At 33.6% G+C, this 2,136-nt stretch carries 4 protein-coding genes; 3 read left to right on the top strand and 1 reads right to left on the bottom strand.

Features of this window, described 5'->3' with window-relative positions:
* Positions 1-300 precede the first annotated feature (300 nt).
* Positions 301-549, bottom strand: coding sequence for a helix-turn-helix domain-containing protein (locus tag LY11_RS26350; RefSeq protein WP_111636555.1), 249 nt, complete (start codon positions 547-549; stop codon positions 301-303).
* A 95-nt stretch (positions 550-644) separates the two neighbouring features.
* On the opposite strand from LY11_RS26350, the gene LY11_RS26345 reads away from it, so the two are divergent.
* From LY11_RS26345 to LY11_RS26335, 3 genes are all read left to right on the top strand, one after another.
* A complete protein-coding gene (locus LY11_RS26345) occupies positions 645-980 on the top strand; it encodes a hypothetical protein (RefSeq protein ID WP_111636554.1) in 336 nt (111 codons plus the stop codon).
* 12 nt (positions 981-992) lie between these two features.
* The gene (locus LY11_RS26340) at positions 993-1,475 is read left to right on the top strand and encodes a hypothetical protein (protein WP_111636553.1); all 483 of its coding nucleotides are present in this window, start codon (positions 993-995) and stop codon (positions 1,473-1,475) included.
* A 168-nt stretch (positions 1,476-1,643) separates the two neighbouring features.
* Complete coding sequence (locus LY11_RS26335; RefSeq protein WP_111636552.1) at positions 1,644-2,114, top strand: hypothetical protein; 471 nt, start codon at positions 1,644-1,646, stop codon at positions 2,112-2,114.
* Positions 2,115-2,136: the final 22 nt, after the last annotated feature.

Below are 2,136 nucleotides of genomic sequence, written 5' to 3'. Positions count from 1 at the left end.
CAATACACTAAATCCTAATTAGTGGTGTAATATGGCTCGGAATGGTGGTGTACTTTGCCGCGGAATGGTGGTGTAGTATACCTCGGAATATCCAACAATTGATGATTTCACAACTTCGCCAGTAAAAGGATCTTTTTTATTGATTGAGACCTGGGCGTTTGATTTAATGAATAGAAATGTTAATAGTGAGAGTGTTAATATCTTTTTCATTCACAATTATATACAATTTCTAAAACTTATTTAAGTAATCAATAGAATTATACGGATATCCGTAAAATAATGAGAGTTAAAAATGATTATTTAGGGCATATTATTGGGAGTGGATAAATCCTCCAGGAGTTGGGATGGAAGTACTTTTAAACCATTTGCGATTATAAAGATGGTTTCGAGAGTGGCATTAACTTTTGCCAATTCGATTCTACTAATTTGACTCAGTTCAATTTCGCAAATGTTAGCAAGTGCTGTTTGACTTAATTTTGCCTTCTTACGATAGTATTTGACATTTTTAGCCAGTATCGTTTTTGCCTCTTTACCTGCGTTGAATGTCATTTAACAAAAATTGTTAAAAAACTACTTTTTTATTTAGGCTTAAAAGCCTAATTTTATAAACTTAAGTGATACAGTAAACATTAATAAATATAAAAATGAACGCAAACAAAAATCAATTTCTTAAAGATGCGGTGCCTGTACTAGTGGTTTTTGCATTATTTATGACTTTTACCATTTGGAGAAGTGGAGTTATCACATTTGATTCGTCGGAATCACACACACAGCATATATCTACAGCTGAAGCAATTGAAAACTACAAGACTGTAAATGAAGGTATAGCTGAACAAGTTATGTGCCCCTGGTGCGGTGGAGCACAACGTGTAGGATATGCTGGTAAATCCGAAGAGCAATGCAGACGTACAGGTATGGGTAAAGGCAATCTATGTACAACTTGTGGTGGGACAGGAAAAATAACTGTTAGACATAAATAACTATTTATAAATATGAAACAATTAATACTAATAATGCTGCTGTTACCATGCTTTGCATGGGCACAAACTCAGGAAATCCCGAAGAATTCAGATAAAATTATAGTAATAAACCAGCAGACTTCAGAGCAGAATTTTATCAAAGTTAAGCAAGCCCTGGCAGATAGAGATATTGAAATAGCTACACAAGATCGAGATATTTTTCAAATAAAGACAGCCCTAATTAGGTCAACAGAGAATGGCGGATACTCATTCCTTATCAACTGTAAAGATGGTAAAGTTTCCTTCACGGGTACTTGGGGTTCAAATCTAGGTCTAAATATTGGCGGTATTACACAAGCTCCATCAATTTACAAAATTCAATACAAAGGTGCCCAAAAATATTTTTTTAACAAGATGAAGGAATTTGCTGAAACATTTGGAACTGAGATCAGGTACGAAACAACAGTAATAATGGTAAAGCCACCTAAAAATCAAGATGATCTCTATGGTTATTAAATAAGATAAAACGACCACCAATTGAAGGGGATGCTGTAATGGTATCCCTTTTTTTATGTCTGGTTTCTTATTGTCATTTTAAAGTCATAACCGAATTTAATTCATTTTATTTATTCCCTTTTTGGCCTTCCTGGAAATTCAAAACTATTTATATGAAACAAAGAAAGAATGTATATAGTAAGTAATCAGGCAGTCGCCAATCAAGAAGCAAAAGGAAGAGAAATATTCCTCAATCAACACCCTCATAATCAATGGGTCGAAAACACTGAGAAATTTGGCAGTTGGGATCTATCAGGATCAACCAGATCCAACACAGCAGTCAATTTTTCAAATAATTATATTGAAATAAAAGCTAGAAATATCAAGTCTACAGATTTCTTCTCAACCTTCTTAGAGGTTAAAAAATATAATCAATTAATGGCTTTAGCCAAGCAGACACCAACAGGTAAAGCTTTTTACTTCGTAACATTTACTGATAATGTTTCCTTCATTTTCGACCTAAAAAATATCAAAGATTTGTATAAATACAAAGAAAAAAGGTGGATGAAAGAAGTAACACTGGAATGCTGTTTATACCAGTTGAATTATGTACCAGGATTCCGGTTGAAAAGTGTACCAGTTAGCGAGGCTCAAATGTAAGATATTAAGTTCAATACTGGCA

The organism is Pedobacter cryoconitis (genome assembly GCF_003259615.1).
Taxonomy (GTDB): Bacteria; Bacteroidota; Bacteroidia; order Sphingobacteriales; family Sphingobacteriaceae; genus Pedobacter; species Pedobacter cryoconitis.
Note: the sequence above shows the minus strand (reverse complement) of the source record. Positions and strands in the feature narration are given on the sequence as shown.

Excerpts from the sequence above, each read along its gene's own strand:
- LY11_RS26340 (WP_111636553.1), top strand. The coding sequence starts at position 993 with ATGAAACAATTAATACTAATAATGCTGCTGTTACCATGCTTTGCATGG.
- LY11_RS26335 (WP_111636552.1), top strand. The coding sequence starts at position 1,644 with ATGTATATAGTAAGTAATCAGGCAGTCGCCAATCAAGAAGCAAAAGGA.
- LY11_RS26345 (WP_111636554.1), top strand. The coding sequence starts at position 645 with ATGAACGCAAACAAAAATCAATTTCTTAAAGATGCGGTGCCTGTACTA.
- LY11_RS26350 (WP_111636555.1), bottom strand. The coding sequence starts at position 549 with ATGACATTCAACGCAGGTAAAGAGGCAAAAACGATACTGGCTAAAAAT.